Source organism: Coprococcus sp. AM14-16, assembly GCF_003434675.1.
Lineage (GTDB): Bacteria > Bacillota > Clostridia > Lachnospirales > Lachnospiraceae > Coprococcus > Coprococcus aceti.
In genome coordinates this window covers 729,356-747,106 of sequence record NZ_QTLL01000002.1, presented here as the reverse complement: position 1 = coordinate 747,106, position 17,751 = coordinate 729,356, and the positions used below count along the sequence as shown (strand labels likewise).

At 46.7% G+C, this 17,751-nt stretch carries 16 protein-coding genes; 2 read left to right on the top strand and 14 right to left on the bottom strand.

The window, feature by feature from the left end; all coding sequences use genetic code 11:
* Positions 1-32 precede the first annotated feature (32 nt).
* From DW159_RS09305 to DW159_RS09270, 8 genes are all read right to left on the bottom strand, one after another.
* Entirely contained in the window at positions 33-1,079 is a 1,047-nt protein-coding gene (locus DW159_RS09305; protein WP_117550236.1) for a hypothetical protein, read from the bottom strand.
* A gap of 9 nt (positions 1,080-1,088) precedes the next feature.
* Positions 1,089-1,625: a sigma-70 family RNA polymerase sigma factor gene (locus DW159_RS09300; protein ID WP_158547598.1), complete on the bottom strand. Its 537-nt coding sequence runs from the start codon at positions 1,623-1,625 to the stop codon at positions 1,089-1,091.
* Between the two features lie 115 nt (positions 1,626-1,740).
* Positions 1,741-2,808 carry a WYL domain-containing protein gene (locus tag DW159_RS09295; protein ID WP_117550232.1) on the bottom strand — a complete coding sequence of 356 codons (1,068 nt, stop codon included), beginning with the start codon at positions 2,806-2,808 and terminating at the stop codon, positions 1,741-1,743.
* 19 nt (positions 2,809-2,827) lie between these two features.
* On the bottom strand, positions 2,828-3,325 hold the full coding sequence (gene trmL, locus DW159_RS09290; protein ID WP_022216959.1) for a tRNA (uridine(34)/cytosine(34)/5-carboxymethylaminomethyluridine(34)-2'-O)-methyltransferase TrmL: 498 nt from the start codon (positions 3,323-3,325) through the stop codon (positions 2,828-2,830).
* A 10-nt stretch (positions 3,326-3,335) separates the two neighbouring features.
* Positions 3,336-4,340: an AIR synthase family protein gene (locus DW159_RS09285; protein WP_117550230.1), complete on the bottom strand. Its 1,005-nt coding sequence runs from the start codon at positions 4,338-4,340 to the stop codon at positions 3,336-3,338.
* Between the two features lie 223 nt (positions 4,341-4,563).
* On the bottom strand, positions 4,564-5,868 hold the full coding sequence (locus tag DW159_RS09280) for an ATP-binding protein (RefSeq protein WP_015534651.1): 1,305 nt from the start codon (positions 5,866-5,868) through the stop codon (positions 4,564-4,566).
* A 64-nt stretch (positions 5,869-5,932) separates the two neighbouring features.
* The gene (locus DW159_RS09275; RefSeq protein WP_117550228.1) at positions 5,933-7,342 is read right to left on the bottom strand and encodes an AI-2E family transporter; all 1,410 of its coding nucleotides are present in this window, start codon (positions 7,340-7,342) and stop codon (positions 5,933-5,935) included.
* Between the two features lie 53 nt (positions 7,343-7,395).
* Positions 7,396-8,046: a 3'-5' exonuclease gene (locus DW159_RS09270; RefSeq protein WP_117550226.1), complete on the bottom strand. Its 651-nt coding sequence runs from the start codon at positions 8,044-8,046 to the stop codon at positions 7,396-7,398.
* Positions 8,047-8,241: 195 nt separating this feature from the next.
* On the opposite strand from DW159_RS09270, the gene DW159_RS09265 reads away from it, so the two are divergent.
* Positions 8,242-8,844, top strand: coding sequence for an HAD family hydrolase (locus DW159_RS09265; protein ID WP_117550224.1), 603 nt, complete (start codon positions 8,242-8,244; stop codon positions 8,842-8,844).
* An 11-nt stretch (positions 8,845-8,855) separates the two neighbouring features.
* A complete protein-coding gene (locus DW159_RS09260; protein ID WP_117550222.1) occupies positions 8,856-10,961 on the top strand; it encodes an LTA synthase family protein in 2,106 nt (701 codons plus the stop codon).
* Here the strand turns inward: DW159_RS09260 and DW159_RS09255 are convergent.
* The 6 genes from DW159_RS09255 to DW159_RS09230 form a co-directional block, all read right to left on the bottom strand.
* Positions 10,934-12,373 carry an MATE family efflux transporter gene (locus DW159_RS09255; protein ID WP_117550220.1) on the bottom strand — a complete coding sequence of 480 codons (1,440 nt, stop codon included), beginning with the start codon at positions 12,371-12,373 and terminating at the stop codon, positions 10,934-10,936. The genes DW159_RS09260 and DW159_RS09255 overlap by 28 nt on opposite strands.
* On the bottom strand, positions 12,327-13,253 hold the full coding sequence (locus DW159_RS09250) for a patatin-like phospholipase family protein (protein ID WP_055224048.1): 927 nt from the start codon (positions 13,251-13,253) through the stop codon (positions 12,327-12,329). The genes DW159_RS09255 and DW159_RS09250 overlap by 47 nt, the downstream gene beginning before the upstream one ends.
* A 24-nt stretch (positions 13,254-13,277) precedes the next feature.
* Positions 13,278-14,513, bottom strand: a complete 1,236-nt coding sequence (gene hydF / locus DW159_RS09245; RefSeq protein WP_117550218.1) for a [FeFe] hydrogenase H-cluster maturation GTPase HydF — start codon at positions 14,511-14,513, stop codon at positions 13,278-13,280.
* A gap of 19 nt (positions 14,514-14,532) precedes the next feature.
* On the bottom strand, positions 14,533-15,951 hold the full coding sequence (gene hydG, locus DW159_RS09240) for a [FeFe] hydrogenase H-cluster radical SAM maturase HydG (protein WP_117550216.1): 1,419 nt from the start codon (positions 15,949-15,951) through the stop codon (positions 14,533-14,535).
* A gap of 58 nt (positions 15,952-16,009) precedes the next feature.
* Positions 16,010-16,636 carry a hypothetical protein gene (locus tag DW159_RS09235; RefSeq protein ID WP_022216967.1) on the bottom strand — a complete coding sequence of 209 codons (627 nt, stop codon included), beginning with the start codon at positions 16,634-16,636 and terminating at the stop codon, positions 16,010-16,012.
* 151 nt (positions 16,637-16,787) lie between these two features.
* The gene (locus DW159_RS09230; RefSeq protein WP_022216968.1) at positions 16,788-17,513 is read right to left on the bottom strand and encodes a lysophospholipid acyltransferase family protein; all 726 of its coding nucleotides are present in this window, start codon (positions 17,511-17,513) and stop codon (positions 16,788-16,790) included.
* Between the last annotated feature and the right edge of the window lie 238 nt (positions 17,514-17,751).

Sequence of the window (17,751 nt, the reverse complement as noted above, 5' to 3'; positions counted from 1 at the left end):
AGAATGTCTCTGTTGTAATACCCCGGCTCTATTTATTTCACTTTACATTTCCTACCATCTATCCACACATTTTTCACCTGTGAAACATCTATCGGCTTAGTGAAGTTCAACTCCATTCTCTGTATGCTGTCGCCATCACCGGTCTTGCCGATTCCATATACTACATCTTTCAATTCTTTATTGTCTGTCATCTCAAGTATTATATTCTCCAGCGAGTCATCATCGACCGCCGCATTTTCAGCAATGTCAATGGTTATGCCCTTTGTATTTATTGTACATTTTTCAATGCCATCTATGCCGGATATATCCACACTATGTCCCTGCATATCATCCTGAACCTTAAACTGTAAGGTCCAAGGGCCATCCACCTCGTCTGCTACATAGGTGACCGCGCCATCACTTGATTTATTTTTGTTGAACAGGGTAATGCTGTTACATCTCATGGTGATGACATCCCCCACCTTGTATACATTTTTCTTTTTTAACTTGTATACAATATCAGATATTGTCTGCTTGTTCGTGAGCGAGATTCCATCGCCAGGAGCCGTGCTGCCCGCATATTCACTGACGATATTCGCACCGCCTTCTATTATCTGCATCTGAGCATCAAAGCTCTCATATTTTTCTGTGTCAAAGTCATCGTATGTGATCACCATCGCAATGTTGACCTGATCTCCATCCACTGCTACCTTCTTCAGATCAAAGCTTACTTTTGCATCGGACTCGGTTATCACCTTTACACTGCCCTTATACTCGTTATTTATGTAGCTCTCGTCCACATATTTTGATGGAATAACACTTCCTGTCTCCCTGCTCAGACTGTCAAAAAACCATGCCAGCGAGCCGTTCTCTGCCGCATATGTCAGTCCGCCTCCCGACAGGATCAGAACAGCCGCCACTGCCGCTGCCGCCGTCCTCCATCCATGATTTCTTCCGGTTTTCCTCGCCTTCACCTTGTGCCTGAGCCTCTTCACACAGGCATCCTTCTCTTCATCCGACATATCCATGGTCTCAATATCCACATTTACATCGTTCATAACGTCATATACATTTCTGTCTTTTCCGTTTTTTATGATCATTCACCGCCTTTACACTTGTTTCAATCGACTTCTTGCTCTGGACATTCTGCTGTAGATAGATGATGAAGATACCCCATAATCTTCCGCTATCTCATCTACATCCTGATCATCCCAGTAGTACCTCAGAATGATGTCCCTGTCTTCATCCGACAGACCACTCAGCAGCTTTTCCATGCTGTCCGATATCTCCTCATTGAGTATCTCCAGCAGGTTGTCATTTGCAAGCTTGTTCTCATAGTCTGCTATGTCTTCCTCCGAACATCTTCTGCTGTATCTTCTCAGATAATCTATGGATCTGAATCTTGCAATTGCCGTTATCCAGCTTCTGAACGAGCCTTTGCTCTCGTCAAATCTGTCTATATTGTTCCATACATCCAGAAACACATCGTCCATGCACTCTTCAATTTCCTCCGGCATGCCCGAAAGATTCTTGTACACAGCGGCTTTCACCTGCCCGCCATATTCCTGAACCACAAACTCCAGAGCTTTCTCATTATGCCGTTTCAGCTTCGATATATAATTGTTCCTGGTTACTATATCATTCACCTCCCCGTGTGTTTCTAATATATATTCCGATCAAAATCTGTGTTTTCTTGCAGTAAAAGCAATTTTTTTTATAAAAAAGCTGCCAGTTTTTTGAATTATACTGACAGCCATCTCTTTAATTATTATATTTGTTATTCATTTCCTTTACAGCCTCACCGATCTGGGCTCTGAGCTCTGTGGGATAAATGGCCTCCACCGAGGTTCCATACTGCATCGCCCAGTGCGCCATCGCCTGACGGCTGCACACAAGCCGCACGTAAGTTACATCATCCTCAGTCTCCCTGAAGCCTTCGTACTGTCTGGCTATATTTTCATCGACCACATCAAAGTTTCTTCCAAACCAATCCACCACATCCGATATGGCAGCCTTTCTGACACGCATCACTATGGTCACCGGCTCATCGGCAAACATATAGATATGCTCAGCCATATGCTTTGGAAGGTTGAGTCCATGCTCCATTCCCTTTACCTCTGTGCGGTTCTTCACAGGCCTGTCAACTATCTGGACCTGTGTCATCTTATCCACTCTGTAATTCGACAGATTGTCATACTTGTCGTAATTGCAGATGAGGTAATACTTTCCGTCATTCGCCACCATCTGATACGGATTGACTACGTACGGCTCCTCCCGCCTCGGATGAAGCTTCTTGTCCTCACCATAATTATTGTACACAAATGATATCTGCTTCTTCTCAGATATGGCATCGTCTATCATTCCCACGTTGAACAGTGTCTGCTTGTTGCTGGTGTGCTCGAGACCCGGAAGACTGCTCACATGCGTCATCTTGTTTGTAAAATATATATTTGACAGACCTGCTATCTTGTCTATGAGCTGGCTCGCCTGACCAGCCGGTATGGTCTTTGAGAACAGGATACTGTCTATCATCATTCGAAGCTCTGCATCGTCAAACTCATGATTATAATACCAGTTTGATGTAAGTGTCTCCTTTGTGCCATCCTTCTTTTCTCGCTCAGTCTCGGTGTACTCAATGTCATAGCCATAATCCACCAGACAGTTGAGATTTGCCTTTACGGATTTTCTGTCCACAGTTATATCATAATCCTCTTTGAGCTTCGCAATGATATCCTTCTGATCCATGGTGTGGTCACAGTCCGTATATTTCTTCAGTATATCCAGAATGCATATGTTCAGCATCTTTTTTCCACTTGTAGGATACGCCATGTATATTCCCCCTCTATCACTACATGTCCCAACTAAGGCGATGTAGATTTCCTGCTTCCTCTAGACCTGGGAAATCATTCTGTCTGAGTGCTTCATACAGCACTATTGCCACAGAGTTGCCCAGATTCAGTGAACGAATGTCCGGGAACATTGGAATCCTGATAGATGTATCCTTATAATCAACCAGGATCTCCTCAGGTATACCCGCGCTCTCCTTGCCGAACATGATGTATGCGTCATCCTCAAACTTCACATCTGTATACTTCTTCCTGGCTTTGGTTGTCGCCATGTATATCTTTGCTCCGGGATTCTTTGCAAGGAAATCCTCGAAATTCACATATGTTGTCACATCCAGCTTGTCCCAGTAATCAAGCCCGGCACGCTTCAGCTGTTTCTCATTTATCTGGAAGCCCAGCGGCTCTATGAGATGCAGTCTTGCGCCTGCTGCCACACATGTTCTTCCTATGTTGCCTGTATTGGCCGGGATCTCCGGCTCATGTAATACTATATTTAGCATACTACTCCTCCTATAAAAACCTTGGCGGTGTAAGAAATCTCCTCTCGTCGTCGTGCACTACAACCCTATCGCTTTTTTCCGTAAGATGGCCTATGACTGAAGCCTCATATCCTGCCTCATAGAGCTTATCAGCCAGCAATTTTCCATCCGGAACTACGAAGAGTGCAGAACCACAACCATCTATCATATACGGATTATCCCCGGTGTGCTCACATATCTCTATTGTCTCCTGAAGTATCGGTATATTGTCATGACATACCTCAAGCCCGCACTTCAGCGCATCTCCCATCTCCCAGAGAGCTGCAAATACGCCGCCCCTCGATATGTCGTGTGAATATATACAGCCATGATCTAATGCTATGTCAACCTGGCCGCCAAGCAGTATAAGCTGCTCGAGCTGCTCCACAGGTCTCAGATAGCTCTCCGAATACCTCTCAAAAAGCTCCTTCTGAGTATCATAATAGATCTTCAGGGTTCCACCAACACCAGTCTGTCCACACATAACAATGTCCATACCGGCCAGTCGTTTTGATCCACACAGGTCTAAATCATCATATCCTGCATGTTCCTGACCTACAGATATTCCCATCATTGTCAAACATATAACCGGTTCGGCAACAGCACTGTTCACCTCAGTATGTCCCGTCACTATGTCAACGCCGTACTCCGCACATATGCCCGCAAGCTTTCTGAGCAGTTTCTTCATGCGTCGTTCATCGTCATCAGGCATAACTATGGTATCTACTGCCGCCCATGGCATATATCCGCCAATCCTTATACTGTTGTAAAGTCTCGCTATATCAAGTCTGAGTCCCATATACCCGCTGTCACAGCACACACCAGCCGCAACATTCACGCTTTTAGCTGCGCCGGTGTCTCCGCTACCCCCATCACGCAACAAGAGCCGGGCATAGTCATCTCCTATTCCGGCTCTCGTCACATCGTCGTGGACAGTACGTGGCAGACTCTTAAGTATCGATCGCACCGTCTGGTGCTCTCCAAACTTTCCTCTCATATCTACTCTCCAATTCGACCTGTTTTCCTATTAGAATGCTGAAACTAAAAGTGTAACAACCATTGCGATACACAGAACCACAACAATTATTCTGGATACCAGTGTCTTACCTTTCTTGCTGCTAAGATCTATCATCTTTCCACACTCCTTATCAAAGTATCTTGCTCTACAAAATTAACTTAATAATAACAAAATATAAACCGTAGTTCAACAGCAATTATTTTTACAATCCCTGCCCCTTAAGGTAGTTGATAAACTGCTGTGCAGTACGTCCGCTTATGCCGCCATGTGCAAGCTCCCACTTGTTTGCCTCTGCGCAGAGCTCCTTCTCGTCCATGGTGATGTGCTCCTTCTCAGCAAGTCCCTTGACAATCTCAAAGTATTCCTTCTGTGAAGGTGCGCTGTAGCTGATCGTGACTCCGAATCTGTTGACCAGTGACAGCTTCTCCTGAATGGTATCACTTCTGTGAATACCATTGTTATTCTCCATATCATTCCTGTCGTTCCATGTCTCCTTGATGAGATGACGACGGTTGGATGTGGCATATATGAGCACATTGTCAGGTCTGATCTCAAGTCCACCCTCGATGACAGCCTTGAGGTACTTGTACTCTATCTCAAATTCCTCAAATGAAAGATCATCCATGTATATGATAAATCTGTAATTTCTGTTCTTGATAAGCGATATGACCTGCGACAGATCCTGGAACTGATGCTTGTATATCTCTATCATACGAAGTCCTCTGTCATAGTACTCGTTGATGATCGCCTTGATCGTGGTTGACTTTCCTGTTCCACTGTCACCAAAGAGAAGTGCATTGTTCGCCTTGCGGCCCTCCACAAATGCCTCAGTGTTGTCCACGATCTTCTTCTTCTGGATCTCATATCCGATGAGATCATCCAGCATGACATCCTCTGTGTTATTTATAGGTACAAACTCCAGATCTCCATGCTCACGGGTGATCCTGAACGCTTTGTTGAGACCGAACATACCAACACCATATGCCTTGTAGAATGATGTCACTATATCAAATATCTGGTCCTCGTTCTCAGCCTCCTCTATCGCATTGCTGACAGCCTGAACCTTCTCGCTGACATTCTTATTGTACATTCTCTCCTTCTTGCCAATAGACTTGTAATTGTTGATAGTTGAGAAACAATCTATTCCAAGTGCGCTCTCTATCTCTGAGAAATCAAAGTCGAACAGCTTCTTGAATATCCTGAAATCATTCTTGGCGAAATAATTGACTGTTCCGTCATTTGCTCCTACCTTCTCACTTGTTATACTGAATGAGTTCTCATTGGTGATGAGTATAAATGCCAGATAGTTGTGCCACAGATTCTTATCGAATCCATAACTGGTAGCAAGATCCAGAAGTCTCTTGATCTGATCATATATGCGGGCACACAGCTCCGCATTCTCACACCTCTTGAGATCAAAATCCTCAAATATTCCAGACAGCTTCATAAGTATACTGTCCTCTCCAAGATCTCTGTATAAAACCAATTTCGCTATGTCTCTGTACATGTGTATATCCTTCTTTCTGAACGGCTATATGTATCACCACACAGATGATGCCATATATGAGCCGTTATTTCTTTCTCTTCTTGTAGTTTTTATTTCTGCTACTGTTTCTGACTGTATTGTTTCTTTCTATGTTATTTCTTTCTGAGCTATTTCTTCCCGTATTGTTTCTGCTTGTGTTGTTTTTCCCAGAATTGCCGCTTCCGGCTGTACTGCCCGGTGCATTTGACTCATTCGTCCCGGTCTGCCCGGCGTCCACCTTGCTGACATCAGACGCACATTCCTCATCCAGCCTTCCATTCCATCGCCCCTCGGGGATGTTGCATGCCAGATTATATTTCCTCCACGATATGCCCTTGTCTCTGAGTCTCTTAACCACATATTCTTCAGACATCGCATACAGGACGGAGAAAAGCGGTACAAATATGAGCATACCCAGAATGCCCAACATATCACCTCCAAGCATGACCGCCACAAGTACCCATATAGATGGAAGTCCCACCGAACCGCCAACAACATGAGGATATATGAAGTTTCCCTCTATCTGCTGCAACACGACAAATATGATCAGAAACACTATGGCACGCTTCGGATCCTCTACCAGGATCATAATCGTTCCGGCAAAACATCCGACAAATGCTCCAACGACCGGGATCAGTGCAAATACTGCTATGATGATGCTGACCGTAAGCGCATACGGAATACGGAATATGGTCATCGTAATGAAAAACATAAGTCCAAGTATGCACGCCTCAAGGCACTGACCTGAGATGAACTTGGAGAAGGTCTTATCCGCAAGAACACAAGTCTGAATGAATCGGTCCGCCTTTTCTTCCCTGAACACCGCATACAATACACCCTTTACCTGCTTCTCCAGAGTCTCCTTCTGAGCCAGTATGTAGCACGCAAAGAACAGTCCCACCAGAACATCGACCACGGCGCCTACCACACTGCTGGCAATGGAGAACGTGGAAGACAATACACTGCTGCCGCCGTTCTTCACAATACCAACCACATTTGATATAAGTGCATCCCAATTAATATTGATACTCTTTATCTTATCCACTATCTCCGGCTGGTCCTTCATCAGCTTGATTGCCTTCCTCTGTATATCATCCATGGCCGATGGCAGCTTCTCTGCAAACATAGTTATAGTCTTGGACATCTCAGGTATGATCATAGTTATTGCAAACGTGAGAACAGCTATTATGCACAGAAACGACAGTATGAGGCACACTGGTCTCCTGAACCTGTACAGTCTGCTGTCTTTATTCTTAAACAATACCTTTTCAAGTCCCTTCATAGGTACATTCACCACAAATGCTATGGCAAATCCTATGACAAATGGCATGAGTATATTGATGAGCCAGCTGAACATACTGGACACCTTATCAAAATTAAACAGTACATATGCAAACAGCACCACACCGCACAATATAATCACGGTCCTCACTGTATCCCTCTTATTCCAGTTCATGAAGTCCTCCTAATAATCCACATTATTATTCTATGTAGTCATCAATTACATATCTATTCATCCAGATGTATATCTCCAAATGCCTCGGACAGGGAATATGTCAGATTCTTCTTGGGCTTGTACACATCGATGACCGGGGCCATGATCCTGAAAAAATTCTCCTCATTCTTTGAGAGCTTGAACACCTCAGCGGTATTCCTGGCATCCCACAGGGCATCATGCTCTGCCCCCTGAAAGTTTTCTCCCAGATAAAACACAGCGTCCGACAGTGATATCCTTCTTGACGTTCCTATGAGCTTGGCATATTCCTTCTGAAAATCCTTCCACCTTGATATGATACTTTCCAGCCCGGGGTGCGTGTATTCCTTCAGCCTGGCCTCCTTGCGGAGCTGTCTCAGGTCATTCTCACTCCATGCGTATATCACATCGGCATCAGCACACCACTCTATAAAGCTCCCCATGGCAAAAGCATATGAAGGAGCATCCTCCACCATATCATCTGTTATTCCTGTGAGCTTTATTATACGCGAAGCCATGGTTCCATATGCCGGCTTCACATAACTCTTAAACGAATCTATCTCATTATAATCTTCATCCAGTTTAACCGCACCGATCTCTATGATCTCGCTCTTACATATTTTCTTTTCCTTCTTATACTCTGAATCTATCATATTCATTTCAAAGTCCACAAATACGTATATCATACACTGTATTTCCCCTTACATTGCCGATTTAATCATTGTAACACTGTGACCGGAAAACTGTAAACAAGCATATTAGGTATTTGTCAGCATTTCCGCAAATATTTGAGTATATTTTTGTCCTATTATGAGTTAAAATTTCTGTGACGACATAATATGCACTTATACGGCAGCATACGACACGAAAGGAATATACATATGAAAAATATAATCTTTGATATTGGCATGGTCCTCGTAGACTTCCACTGGAAAAGCACCATGGAGAAGCTTGGCATACCAGCGGACGTGATAGATACTCTTGATCACAACATGATAAACCACCCTATGTGGAATCATTTTGACCTGGACGATATGCCTGAGCCAGAGCTCATCAAACGTTTCAAGGAACTCAGCCCGGAATGCAGCAGCTACATAGACCTGTTCATGAACAATCTCGATGAAGTGGTGGATATGTTCCCGGGAGCCGACATGTGGCTCAAGGATCTCAAGTCCAGAGGTTACAACATCTACCTCCTGTCCAACTACCCAAGAAGACTGTTTGCACTCCACACGCCTAGATTCCACTTCCTGCCTTACACGGACGGAAGAGTGGTCTCCTATGAATACCACGTGACCAAGCCAGACGCCGCCATCTATGAGCATCTCTGCAACAAATATAACCTTGTCCCTGAGGAATCCATTTTTCTTGATGACAGGCAGGCGAATCTCGATGCCGCCGCAAAGCTTGGTTTCCACACTCTTCTGGTCACAGATCCTATAGGAGTGAGGGGCGCACTTGACGACATACTCACACGCGAATAAGGAGATGCCCGATGAAAACAGATACAACTCAAAGCAGACACAGTGGTCTGCTGTGGCGTTCCATATTCTTTCCGCTGGCCTTTATTTATATGGAGCTCCTGTTTCACATTGCAATTTATGGATCTGCAGGCAGCAGCATACTACATCCCCTGACATTTGCGCTGGCATGCGGACTTACCCTGTCAGCACTGACCTCCTTCTGGCACAGATATGCAAATGCAGCCATAGCCTACCTGCTGTGGAGTATATTTACGATCTACTATATTGCACAATTTGTATACTATAAGATATTCAGAACATTTTTGAGTCTGGTGTCCATCGGCGGTGCCCAGGATGCTATGAACTTCAGGACTGTGCTTTTTTCAGCATTGCGATCCAACTGGTATATCATAGTGCTGTTCCTGCTGCCACTTATATGTCTTATCATCATGAACAGGTTCTGGTTTTCATTTGGCAGATGCCGCATCGGGCAGAAGCCTGGTGTGCTCAGGGCAGTGCTGGTGCAGCTGGGTATCTCCGCAGCTGCATGGGTACTTGCCATCTGTATTCTGGCAGTGCACGGGACTGCGGCCTACACTCCATATGCGCTGTTCCACGGACGCTATGTACTTGAACTGTCCATGAACAAGCTTGGAGTCATGGTCACCACGGGAAGAGACTGTGTGACCATGGTGACTCAGAACAGCCAGAGCAAGACATTTGAGCTTGCAGATATTGGAGATAATCAGTCAGATGAACAGACTGCCGCATCAGATATCAATGCCGCATCTGCGGACGAGACAGATTTTTCATCAGCTTCTCAGACCGGCGGCTCAGATCAGGCGGCAGGATCAACCCAGGCCGACGAGCCTGTATATGTTCCGCAGGTCGATGAAAGCATAGATTTCCAAAGTCTGTACAATCAGACAGATGACGAGGAGCTTAAAAGCCTGACGGCATATTTCTCGGGGGTACAGCCAACTTACACGGACGAATACACCGGCATGTTCGAGGGGTACAATGTGGTATTTGTCACCGCTGAAAGTCTCAGTACATATGGAATATCCAGGGAGGCCACACCGACACTGTACAAGATTTATCACGAAGGCTTTGAATTTACTAACTTCTACAACCCACTGTGGTATCACAGCACCATAGACGGCGAATATACCAACTGCCTCAGCCAGTATCCGGCATCCTCCAAATGGAGCTTTGAGGCATCCGCGGACACCTATCAGCCATACGCCCTCGGCAATATGTTGAACGCACAGGGCTACAAGAGCTACGGCTACCACGACTTTGATGCCACATACTACGACAGAACAAGAACCCATCCGAATATGGGCTACACCACCTTCAAGGCCATCGGCGCAGGATTGGATATTCCTGACCACGTTATGTATTCCGATCTCGAATGTATGGAGGCTGTGTATGGGGATTTCATTCAGGATGACAAATTTAACATGTATTTTATGAGTTTCTCCGGCCATCTGCCTTACAATTACGACAATCAGTATATATGTATGATTAACAGGGAGGGAGCCGAGAATGTCCTCTCCGGAAAAGGGTACTCAGATGAGGCCATAGCCTATGTTGCAGCCCAGATGGAGCTTGACAAGGCTCTGGAATTCCTGATGGATAAGCTGGAAGAGACTGGCAAGCTGGACAACACTCTGTTCATCGTGGCACCTGACCACTATCCTTACGGACTCAGCGACGGCACCTACAACGAGCTTGCGGGCAAGGACATAGAGAATGATGACTTTGAGCTTCACCACAACCAGTTTGGTATATGGAGCTCATCCATGGAGAAGCCAGTAGTTGTCGACAAGCTCTGCTCCAGTGTGGACATACTTCCAACTGTGTTAAACCTTCTCGGAGCCGACTTTGACTCAAGACTTCTGGCTGGCCGCAACATTTTATCCGACTCCGATGAGCTTGTGATCTTCGCGGATCAAAGCTTTATGACCGACAAGGTCAGGTACGATGCCAGCACGGGGGAGACCTCTTACTTCGTCCCTGAGTCACAGATCCCTGATGGATACGTGGATCAGATGATCGAGGAAGTTGAAAACCGGCTGTATATATCGGACGAGATGATAAACACGGACTATTTTTCATTTGTATATAACAGATAGATGGCCGAGACAATCCCCGCCAGCACATCGGCGGCGGCCTGAACGGAAGCCACTCCATCTATGCCATACATGCGCGGCAGTATGAATACCAATGGTATAAAACATACTCCCTGCCGCAGGGAGGATATGAGGGTGGCTTTTCCATATGCTCCAAGAGCCTGATAATACATTCCAGTCACCAGACACACCGCAGCAAATGGCATGGACACGGCATGCGCCCGGAGCGACAGCGCCGCAAGCTGCAGAGACTGCTTGCCACCGTCCATCAGGAATACCCCGGCCACCTCGGATGCCCACACCCAGGTCGCAGCACCCATAGCGCACATGAATATCACCGCAGTTATCATGGTAAATCTCAGCGACCTTTTCACTCTGGATTCAAGTCCTGCACCATAGGCAAACCCGCACACCGGGGCAAATCCCTGCCCATAGCCCACCAGCACCGCAAATATGACTGCAAATATCTTATTTGCAACTGTGACGCCCGCCATGGCTCCATCTCCGTACTGCCTACAGCTTCTGCTTATCATGACCGCCGCAAGGCACATGAGCCCCTGTCTCAGGAAGGATGGCAGCCCTGTTCTCACTATACGCACCCCATATCTGAAGCTCCACACATCAGACACATGAAGCCTTACCACGCTGCACCTTGACCTGACACATATATACATTATGGCAAGACTTATCCCCTGTCCGGCAAGGGTCGCTATGCCTGCACCAGCTATTCCAAGTCCAAGCACTCTCACCAATATATAGTCAAATAACGCATTTGACAGTCCTCCTGCCAGAATACCCAGCAGGGCAAGATACGGCTGCCCCTCAGCCCGCAGGGCATTGTTCAGAACATAGGCACCGCACATGACCGGAGCCGCGAGCATGATATATATTCCATACTGCCCAGCAGGAGCAAGACTTGTGTCCGTGGCCCCCAGAAGTCTTACCACATCCTCCCTGAACACGGCAAATATAACCGCCATGACCGCGCCCGACAGTATTCCTCCCGCCAGTGCCGTGGCAAGCGTCTGCTCCGCCTCACGCTTCTTCTGCTTACCGAGGAGTCTCGCTATCTCACTTCCAGCTCCCATGCCCCAGGTGTAACCCACAGCCTGTATCAATGCCATGACAGAGAACATGATCCCCACTGCGGCCACACTGCTTTCTCCAAGATCTGAGACAAAATAAGTGTCCACAATATTGTAGGAGGTTGCCACCAGCATGGTGAATATTGTAGATACCGAAAGTGACAGTATGAGAGAAGGCACAGGAGTCTCAGCCATTTTGCTGTGATTCTCCTGTGCCTTCTTCTGTGTATCCACACTCTCAGGAATGTCCATTCCCGAAAGTATCAATATGTCATATATTCCATTATCGGGTCTGCTGTGTAACCGCCGTCTGTTGCTGCGCCTGTCCATGTGTGTAGTCCCTGCTTTCTTCCTTACTCTCACGCAGGAATTTCTTAACCTGCTGCAATTTCTCCTTTGCATCGTACACACCCAGCTCATACATGGCCTCGATCATCTCCGGCTTCTTCTCAAGCCTTGATATCTCTATAGTCTCACTCGGTCTGATTATCAACGTATCACCCTCCTTTTCAAGCTCCTCCAGCTTGTCCAGGGTCTTGTTGTAATACATGTGTCTCATGTGACATCTTTTAACGAACTCAGGGTACTCCCTGTACCTTCCGGCCTCCAGCCTGAGCATCTTGTCCGGGCCCTTGCGGTATCCCTCCGGTCTTGTCAGAACTACTATATTTCTCCTGTAGCCCATCCTTCTGAATGCAAATATCGGTATGCTGTCGGATACACCTCCATCCAGCAGCTTCATTCCATCGACCTCTACAATATTGGACACCAGTGGGAGGGATGCCGAAGCCCTCACCTTATTCACATCCTCAGGCTTTCTCATGTCCGTGCACTCCAGATACTCCGCCTCCCCTGTATCCAGATTAGAACATCCCACATAGAGCTTCGTAGGATTTGCAAGGAATGCATCGTAGTCAAGTGGATCCAGTTTCTCCGGGATATCGTGGTAGCAGAACTGCTCACCGCAGATATCTCCTGTAGTTATGAGGGAGTACAGGCTCATGTAGTGCTTGTTGTTCCTGTACTTCATATTGTAACGCATGTTGCGCCCTCTCTGTCTCGCCACATAGGAGAGTCCATGTATGGCTCCCGCCGACACCCCTATGACACCGTCGACCTCTATATCATTGTCCATGAACACATCCAGGACTCCGGCGGTATATATGCCTCTCTGGCCGCCGCCCTCAAGTACCAAACCTGTCTTTGCCATATCGATCACCTTTCATCCAAATATTTATATGTCCGTCTTTGTCTGAAAAATCCTCAGACTCCTGTCAAGAATCCCATTCATATGAGCTATAGCAGTTCCATAATTCGTCATCGGGATACTCTGGTGCTCCGCCCTTCCCTGACGACTCTTCATCTCGCGTTCATTCAGCATACAGCCTCCGCAGTGTATCACCAGATCATATCCTGTCAGATTCTCCGGGAATTCCATTCCGCTGACAAATGTAAATTCAGGCTCAAGTCCTGTGTATCTGCGTATCCATCCCGGCAGCTTCACAGTTCCTATATCATCACACTGTCTGTGATGGGTGCAGCCCTCAGCTATGAGTATCCTTGGAGGTCTGCTGTCCGCATCTGTACGCTGGCCTTCATCCCTCAGCCTGTCCAGGACATATGCGCCATTTACCGCCGCATCAAGCTGCCCTTTAAATCTTGCCATCAGTATTGAGAATGACGTCAGATATATGTCATACGGCACGATCTTCATAACCTTTGCAAATGCCTGGGAGTCAGTGACCACCAGAGATACCTTCCCCTCCAGCCGTCTCAGAGTATCCTCAAGCTCCGTGTCCCTGCACACCACAGCCGTAGCTCCGGTATCAAGAACATCCCTTATGACCTGCTGCTGCGGAAGTATCAGCCTGCCCTTCGGAGCTGCAGAATCTATCGGTATGACCAGCACCACCATGTCTCCAGGCTGTATCAGATCTCCGACCAGTCTCCTGGTCATGGTGTCTGTCACCGTGAGCTTTCCTATCAATTCCTTCAGCTCCTCTATTCCCTGTCTGCGCTCTGCGCTGACCCATATGGAATTCTCCGCTGAATTCTGAACCATTGTATCATCTTTAACGAGATCACTCTTATTGTACGCAATTATATAATTTATATTCTTCTCTTTGAAAAGCTCTGTGAGCTCCCTGTCCGCCGCCGAAAGGCCAACCGAACCATCAACTACGAGCACAGCGACATCTATCTTCGCAAGCACCTGCCTGGTCTTCGACACCCTGAGTTCACCCAGCTCGCCGGTATCGTCTATTCCCGGTGTATCTATGATGACCACCGGTCCAAGCGGAAGCAGCTCCATGGACTTGTACACCGGATCCGTGGTGGTTCCCGCCACATCCGACACAACAGCAAGGCTCTGCCCCGTCACTGCATTTACCAGACTGGACTTGCCTGCGTTCCTGCATCCAAAGAAACCTATATGCACTCTGTTTGCCGACGGCGTATCGTTTAAACTCATTTTGCTCCTCCACAATGTGTTAGAATCTAAAATCTCTGTCTCCGTGCTTTATCCTGTCAAGTCTCTCGACCACTATCTGTCTGACTTTCTCATTCGGAATATTCTTCAGCTCATTCTGTATGAGTCTCCTGCCTATCTCCGCGGTCTCCGGTGAAGCATAATCCACCAGATATTCCTCCAGCGTCATGAGTGCGTTCGGATGACAGCAGTTCTGTATCTGTCCGCTCTTGCACAGGCTCATGAACCTGTCGCCGGTTCTGCCCTCTCTGTAACATGCCGTACAGAATGATGGTATATAGCCCTTGGTCATCAGCCAGTTCACAACCTGATCCAGAGTTCTCGTGTCGCTGACATCGAACTGCTCCGACTTCTCATCCTCTGGCTCCGGCTCATAGTAACCCCCCACACTGGTCTTGGAACCACCACTTATCTGCGACACTCCAAGCCTTATGATCTCGTCCCTGACCTTTGGATTCTCCCTTGTGGAGATTATCATTCCTGTATAAGGAACGGCGATTCTGATACATGCTGCGATCTTGCAGAATACATCGTCGCTTATTCCGTTGTCAAATGCCTCAGGATCTATGTCGTCAGCCTTCTTGACTCTTGGCACACTGATGGTGTGCGGACCAACTCCATGAACAGCCTCAAGGTGCTCCGCATGCATCAGCAGCCCCGCAAATTCGTACCTATACTTGTCCAGACCAAAGAGCACTCCCAGACCCACATCGTCTATACCACCTTCCATAGCACGGTCCATAGCCTCTGTGTGATATGCATAGTCATGCTTCGGTCCATATGGATGAAGCTTCTCATACGCTTCCTTATCGTAGGTCTCCTGGAAGAGGATGTACGTTCCAATTCCTGCCTCGTGCAGCTTCCTGTAGTTCTCCACTGTGGTCGCCGCTATATTTACATTTACACGCCTTATTGCACCGTTCTTGTGCTTGATGCTGTATATCGTGTCTATACACTCCAGGATGTACTCGATAGGATTCATCTGAGGATCCTCACCGGCCTCAATGGCCAGTCTCTTGTGACCCATATCCTGCAGTGCTATGACCTCCCGTCTCACCTCTTCCTGGGTGAGCTTCTTTCTGGCTATATGCTTATTCTTGATGTGATACGGACAATACACACACCCATTTACACAGTAGTTGGACAGATACAGCGGCGCGAACATAACTATTCTGTTGCCGTAGAAGTCCTTCTTGATCTGCTCCGCCAGATCATATATCTCATTTATCTTGTCCGGCATCTCACACGCAAGAAGCACGGATGCCTCCCTGTGGGTAAGCCCCTTCCTGAGCTTTGCCTTCTCTATGATACTGTCGATAAGCTCCACATTGTCCTTGTTCTGATCCGCATAGTCCAGCGTCTCACGGATCTCGCCATCATCTATGAAGTCCTCTGCCTTCATGGATCTCACATCATACATTTTTTGTCAGCCTTCTTTCTTGTATACTGTATGCCCTTCCAATCTTATACACACAATATTATTCAGTGGTCTCCGCCTCTGTTGTCTCCTCACTGTCAGCATCCCCGGAATCGACCGGCGTACTCATGCTGTCTATTTCATCCGGCATACGGACATAGTCCACATACCAGCCATCGTCGCACTTCAACATACATTCCTGAACGTGTACCGTGACCTCGCCGCCATCCTTGCCTGTCACTATCCAGTCGGCTTCCACACTTCTGTACTGGGACACGCCCTTAACTCCGTTGTCCGCAAATTGCTGCTGCACATCCTCTATATTGCTCACCGCCTGTATATCGGTGACCTTGCACTCGATCGTATCTATATCCCCAACCTGCTCATCTGTATACGCTCTGAACTTGTTTATATATATGTCCTGTATGTCACTCACCGACAAAACCTTTGACGAATCCTCAAACTTCTTCACGTATCCCGGGGCTATCATGTCAGCCATCTCTCCGCCATCGCCAAATGCGTATATGCGGGCGGTCTCCTTTGCCAGCTTGTCCGCCTGATATGAAAATCTGTAATAGATCACATAAAATACCGCAAATACTACCACGATCGCCACTGCCAGAACTATTATAAGCTTCTTGAGGAATCCGCTTTTTTCATTACTGTTTCTCTCTTTACTCTGTCCCATATCTCTACTTCCCAATCCTTGTTTTTGTGGTTAAATACCCTTTTATATTGTATTCACCTGATTTGATATAGTCAACACCAAGCTTCCGTAACCCCCGAACGGGCAGATCATCAACATGACCTGCCCGTTCAGAATAATTATCCATATATCGTTACCAACAATTCATTGTCTCCATCGTATCAAGCTTCCTCTGGATCTTGTCAACGACCATATCCCTGATCTCTGTGGTCGTCTTATCCGCTATAACCTCATATGGGATCGGCTCCAGAAATGCAAGCTGTGTCGTCACACGCCTCAGTGACCATCCTTCAAATGGCTTGAAGGAATCATACAGCACGACTGGAACGATAGGACACTTCGCCTTCTTGGCGATCTTGAAGCTTCCCGGCATGAACTCCTTGAGCTCATTGTGACTGTGATCGTATCCTCCCTCCGGGAATAAAATATATCTCCTTCCCGCCTTGATCTCCGTGGATACATCGTTTATAACCTGTACCTGCTGCTTTATGTCTTCCTTGTCAAGTCTCTGTGCCTTCACAAGATCCGTAAGCTGATCTGCTATGAACAGCTTCGACCTCTTGGCATCCATGACATACGTAATCGGTTTGTCATGGGAAACTATAACTCCCAGTACATCATACTTACCCTGATGATTGGCATACATGATATATCCACCCTCCTTAGGAAGGTTCTCCATACCCGTGGCAACCGTCTTGATAAAAGCACGACGTCTCACATGATTGCACATAACCTGTGCCATCTGATAACATATATCCTCACCATATTTTTCCGGGTGTCTAGCATAATACGACATCTTTGGCACATAGTACATGATCAGAAACAAGCACGAAACTATTACCCAAATAAATCTTAACATAAATACCTCTAACCAAATACCTTTAACTCAAAAATGTGTGCATATACATGCACACGTCCTCTTTTTCATAAACTCTTATATACATAGTTCACTGTATATACAGTTCACCATATACTATCTAGTAATTTTCTCAGTAAAGGCAAAAGTTGTCAAGTAACATTTTATCTATTGTGTCTGCACATAAAAAGGCAACGCCACATCGGTTTCATCGTCCCGCTGCTGGCACTGCCTTTTATAA